We start from the raw sequence: 4,491 nt of genomic DNA, 5'->3' as shown, positions 1-4,491 counted from the left end.
CGACGCGCAGTCCTACCCGACACCGCCCCGGGAACGGACCAACGCGACATCACAGGCATGAGATCAACCGGCCGCTGCCGTGAAACATCGAGGCCAGGCCGCTACTGTGAGCGGCGGGCAGGAAGCGCAAGCCCGCACCGCCGACCGGCACACCGAGCAAAGGCTCAGGGCGGTCCACGGTGATCCGGTATCGATCCGGCATACCGCAACTGTTCGGCGCGCCCGACGACCATGCATCGGGCCGCAGCGACCGTGCTTCCCGCACCGACGTGCGCCGCGGTGCGAGGCTCCTTGAGCGGCGATACGTTGCTTGAGAGGGACTCCACGAACAGGCGAGGAGGCCGTCATGCTGGAGTTAGCGTTAGTGGCGCTGGCCGAAGCCTGCGGCAAGGCAGTGGTTTCGGCTGCGGGCACGGATGCGTGGAACGGGTTCCGGCACGCGATTGCGCGCTGGTTCGGGCGCGGTGACGCACAGCGTGAGCAAGCGGAGCTGGAGCGTTTGGACCAGACGGCAAGCGCTCTCCAGGCTACGGAACCGGACCATGTGGAGCAGACACGCATCCGCCAGGAGTCGTCCTGGCAGACCCGCATCGAGGCGATGCTGGAGAACCTGGACGAGGCGGAGCGGCAACAGGCCGCCGATCAGCTGCGGGCCCTGCTGGCCCAGCACGCCCCCCAAACCGGAGTGTCGGCCGGGGCAGGCGGACTGGCCGCTGGCGGCGACGTGAACATCCACGCCGAGAAGAGCTCAATCGCGGCCGGCGTCATCCACGGGGACGCGAGCCTCGGCCGCCCTCCCAAGCCGGATCCGTCCCAGGGCTGAACGGACCGGCTACCCCCAGCCCACCCCCAGACCCGACGCCCATCCCCACCGCCGCGCCGGAAAGCGTCACCGCCCAATACGGCAGCCAAGCCGTCGGCATCGTCGCTGCCGGCGGTCGGGTCATGTTCCAAGCCGCGCCGCGACCGCCGGTGACCTGGCCGCACCAGGTCGGTGTGTTGCCCCGGCAGGCCGATTGCTTCCAGGACCGCGCTACCGCCCAGCAGCTGGAGCAGGGGCTGGGCGGCGGGGACACCGTGGTGCTGACCGGTATGGGCGGGGTCGGCAAAACCCAGCTCGCCGCCCACCAGGCCCGCACACTGTTGCAGAGGGGGAAACTGGACCTCCTGGTGTGGATCACCGCCTCCACCCGCGACGCGGTCATCGCCGGGTACGCACAAGCCGCGACCGAGATACTCGGCGCCGACCCCGCTGATTCCGAGTCCGCCGCACAGGCGTTCCTGGCCTGGCTCGAACCCAAGGCCGGCGACGTGCAGCACGGCTGGCTCGTGGTCCTCGACGACCTCACCGACCCCGCCGACCTGCGCGACCTATGGCCCCCCGCCAACCCCCACGGCCACACCCTGATCGCCACCCGCCGCCGCGAGGCCGCGCTCACCGGACCCGGCCGCCGCCTGATGACCGTCGGCCTGTTCACCGACGACGAAGCCACCGCCTACCTCACCACCGCCCTGGCCGCGCACGACCGCCACGAACCCACTGACCAACTCGCCGCCCTCGCCAACGATCTCGGCCACCTCCCACTGGCGTTGTCACAGGCCGCCGCCTACCTCATCGACTCCGACCTCGACTGCGCCACCTACCGAGACTTGCTGGCCGACCGCGCGAGCACCCTCACCGACGTACTGCCCGAGGCCTCCGGGCTGCCCGACAACCAGCCCACCACCGTTGCCGCCGCCTGGTCCCTGTCCCTGGAACGCGCCGACCAGCTACGCCCAGCGGGCCTGGCCCGGCCTATGCTCCAGCTTGCGGCCATGCTCGACCCCAACGGCATTCCCACCTCGGTCCTGGAAAGCCCCCCAGCCCTTGCCCACCTCGCCCAGCACCGCACCGCCGCCGCATCCGAACCGGCCCACACTGCCCCGGTGACGGCCCCGACCGCCACACAGGCGCTGCGGGCACTGCACCGTCTGAGCCTGATCGATCACACCCCCGACACGCCCCACCAGGCGGTACGCGTCCACCAACTCCTCCAACGTGCCGTCCGCGACACCCTCACCCCCCAAGGCCGCGACCAGGCCGCCTGGGCCGCTGCCGACGCCCTGGTGGCCGCCTGGCCTGATGTGGAGCGCGACACCACCCTCGCCCAAGCACTGCGCGCCAACACCGACGCACTCGCCCACCACTCCGAAGACGCCCTGTACCAGGCCGATGGCGTCCACCCCGTGCTCTTCCGCACCTGCACAAGCCTGGGCGAAGCCGGCCAGGTCACCGTCGCCGTCGAGCACCTCCAGCACCTAGCCAGCGCCGCCCAGCACCATCTGGGGCCCGAGCACCCCGACACCCTCGCCGCCCGGGGCAACCTCGCCCACTATCGGGGGCGGGCGGGGGATGCGGCCGGCGCCGCTAAAGCCGTCGAGAAACTGCTGCCCGACCTGCAGCGGGTGCTGGGGCCCGACCACCCCGAGACCCTCACCGCCCGGAACAACCTCGCCCACTGGCGGGGGGAGGCGGGGGATGCGGCCGGCGCCGCTAAAGCCGTCGAGAAACTGCTGCCCGACCTGCAGCGGGTGCTGGGACCCGACCACCCCAACACCCTCACCACCCGGAACAACCTCGCCCGCTGGCGGGGGGAGGCGGGGGATGCGGCCGGCGCCGCTAAAGCCGTCGAGAAACTGCTGCCCGACCTGCAGCGGGTGCTGGGACCCGACCACCCCGAGACCCTCACCGCCCGGAACAACCTCGCCCACTGGCGGGGGGAGGCGGGGGATGCGGCCGGCGCCGCTAAAGCCTTCGAGAAACTGCTGCCCGACCTGCAGCGGGTGCTGGGACCCGACCACCCCAACACCCTCACCACCCGGAACAACCTCGCCCACTGGCGGGGGGAGGCCGGGGATACAGCTGTTCATTAATCGACCGATTGATGAACAAGATCAGTAGCACGGGTTCGGGGCCAAGGGCACCAACGAGGGCCTGGACGCCGCCCGAGCCCGGGGCGCCCGCGGTCTGCTCTCCCGCCCGCAGAACCGTCACCTCGATCGCCAAACTGCTCCAGCCGGTGGAGTGACCGGCGCATCGCCGCAGGTCAGCCATATCCGGTGCTTTTGCGGCCGATGATCCGGCTGCCCCCTCAGGCGGCAGCCCAGCAGAGCCGGGGCGCACGGGACTACGGGTGCGTGCGCTCAGTGGTGGAACACCCGTGCAGCGGTGTCCAGCCAGGTCCAGTTGACCGGCGCGTACTGCTTCTTCAGCGCGAGGCGACCGGGGCCGTAGCCCTTGAGTGCGCTCTCGACAGCGGCGGGCAGGGCGTCGAGGTCCTCCGGCACCGGGACGCGGAGCAGCACCTGCTGCTTGCGGTGGACGAGGAGGATCTCGCCGGCCGGGCTGCACTCCAGCAACGCGAAGTTGGTGAGGGGCTTGAACGGCTTGTCGGCGGTGGACAGTCGGGAGCGCAGTTTCCCGTCGGCGGTCCAGGCGTAGAAGCCGTAGCGGTTGAGGTGTGTCAGCGGTCAAGTAATTCCCCACGATCTTCATGATCAGCGTCACGTAATTCCCCACCTGGGCTGGGGCCGTGACGGGCCGCCCGATGGCTGAGTGTGCGGCTGGTCCGGTCGGTCAAGGGCGCCTTCGGCGGCGCTCCGCGCTGGCCTGACGGCCACCCTGGACAGCCCTGACCAGCCTGAACGACGGTCTGGCTATCGGGCGGCCCGGAGACCTCTGGCGCCATGGGGATCTCGACGCGCGGTCACCGTCCCCATGTCCCCGACGGTCGCGGCACCGCCGTCCCCCTGGCCCATTACGTGACGTTCGGGGTGGGGAATTGGCTGACCGTCGACACGTGCCGTCGGGGGCGTAGCGGGTGATCGCCTGGTAGTTGAGGTTGCAGTGAGCGGCAGACGTCGGGTCGCCGAGCTGGGCGTGCGCGAGAGCGAGGTCGATCCGGGCGATGGCCTCGCGGCTGGGCGAGCGGGAGGCGGCGGGGGCGGCCTCATAGACGGCTGGCGCCGGCCTTGACCGCCTTCGTGGCGAAGTAGCCGGAGAGCCAGCCGGCGGTGGCGTCCGAGTGGTGCGGCGCCTCGGCGAAGCCGGTGATGGCGAAGCCCGCCGCGATCTGCCCGCCGAGCTGCTCGGTGAGCGTGTGGCTGTACTCCACCGGCGCGTCGAGGCCCCACAGCCGTTCCCGCTCGGCGGGCTCCAGGTGGGTGAGGTCGCTGTAGGGCAGGCGGTGGCGCACCACCAGCTCGCCGCGCGCCTCCAGAGGCTCGGCATCGAAGAGGTAGACGTCCGGGTTGAGGAAGCCGGACAGCAGCGTCCCGCCGGGGCGCAGCACGCGGTGGCACTCGCGCCAGACCGGCCCCGGCTCCGGGATGAACAGGTTGGAGACCGGGTGGACGACTAGGCCCGTACTTCGCAGATCGGTGATTCGGATGGTTTGGCCGGTTGGCTGGTGTCCGGGACGGGGTCGGGAGCGTTGACTGGGTGTGTCGATG

Annotated in this window: 3 protein-coding genes and 1 pseudogene; 2 read left to right on the top strand and 2 right to left on the bottom strand. The window is 71.0% G+C overall.

Features of this window, described 5'->3' with window-relative positions; translation table 11 throughout:
• The first annotated feature begins 346 nt into the window (after window positions 1-346).
• A complete protein-coding gene (locus ACZ38L_RS38555; RefSeq protein WP_465702653.1) occupies window positions 347-823 on the top strand; it encodes a hypothetical protein in 477 nt (158 codons plus the stop codon).
• Window positions 824-945: 122 nt separating this feature from the next.
• Window positions 946-2,913: a tetratricopeptide repeat protein gene (locus ACZ38L_RS38550; protein WP_465702649.1), complete on the top strand. Its 1,968-nt coding sequence runs from the start codon at window positions 946-948 to the stop codon at window positions 2,911-2,913.
• Between the two features lie 270 nt (window positions 2,914-3,183).
• Here ACZ38L_RS38550 and ACZ38L_RS38545 read toward each other — a convergent pair whose 3' ends face one another.
• Complete coding sequence (locus ACZ38L_RS38545) at window positions 3,184-3,399, bottom strand: hypothetical protein (RefSeq protein ID WP_465702647.1); 216 nt, start codon at window positions 3,397-3,399, stop codon at window positions 3,184-3,186.
• Between the two features lie 590 nt (window positions 3,400-3,989).
• A pseudogene (locus ACZ38L_RS38540) lies at window positions 3,990-4,491 on the bottom strand (hypothetical protein); the annotation flags it as partial.

The organism is Kitasatospora sp. NPDC024654 (assembly GCF_055559155.1).
Note: the sequence above shows the minus strand (reverse complement) of the source record. Positions and strands in the feature narration are given on the sequence as shown.

Bases quoted from the DNA above. Each gene is read 5' to 3' on its own strand.
- ACZ38L_RS38555 (WP_465702653.1), top strand. From the start codon at position 347: ATGCTGGAGTTAGCGTTAGTGGCGCTGGCCGAAGCCTGCGGCAAGGCA.
- ACZ38L_RS38550 (WP_465702649.1), top strand. From the start codon at position 946: ATGTTCCAAGCCGCGCCGCGACCGCCGGTGACCTGGCCGCACCAGGTC.